The sequence below is a fragment of the Paraburkholderia sp. BCC1884 genome (assembly GCF_900996225.1).
Taxonomy (GTDB): Bacteria; Pseudomonadota; Gammaproteobacteria; order Burkholderiales; family Burkholderiaceae; genus Paraburkholderia.
This window is the reverse complement of record NZ_CAAJGL010000042.1, coordinates 1-432: the sequence shown is the minus strand read 5'-3', so window position 1 is coordinate 432 and position 432 is coordinate 1. Positions and strand designations below refer to the sequence as shown.

Below are 432 nucleotides of genomic sequence, written 5' to 3'. Positions count from 1 at the left end.
CACCGCTGTCGCCCAGCACCGCCGCCGACGACGAGAAGCAACAGAAGAAATCCAGCGCCTCATCCGCCGTCGCCGCGTCCAGCGCCTGCGTTCCCGCCACCTTCGGCGATATCACCGCCTCCACGTCCTCTGGCCTGCGATCCTCCAGCGTGCCTCGCGTGGCCACGCCCGCCGCGTGCAGCACGCCGTGCAGCCCGCCCCAGCGCGTGCGAATCGTCTCCACCACCCCGCGCAGCGCATCCTCGTCGGCCACCTCGGCCGGGAAATACGCCGCGTCCGTCGCGCCATGCGCGCGCAACTCGTCGAGCAGCGCGTCGATCTCGCCATCCCGCACGCGGCGCCCGACCAGCGCCAGGCGCGCGTGGCAGCGCCGCGCCAGATGCCGGGCGAACAAGCGCCCCAAGCCACCCGCGCCGCCCGTGATCAGGTACA

Annotated in this window: 1 protein-coding gene; it reads right to left on the bottom strand. The window is 73.1% G+C overall.

Annotation, left to right across the window (positions count from 1 at the left end):
• Nucleotides 1-432 (bottom strand): ketoreductase domain-containing protein (locus tag FQ705_RS02915; RefSeq protein WP_144137953.1); only part of this gene is annotated, 432 nt, incomplete at both ends.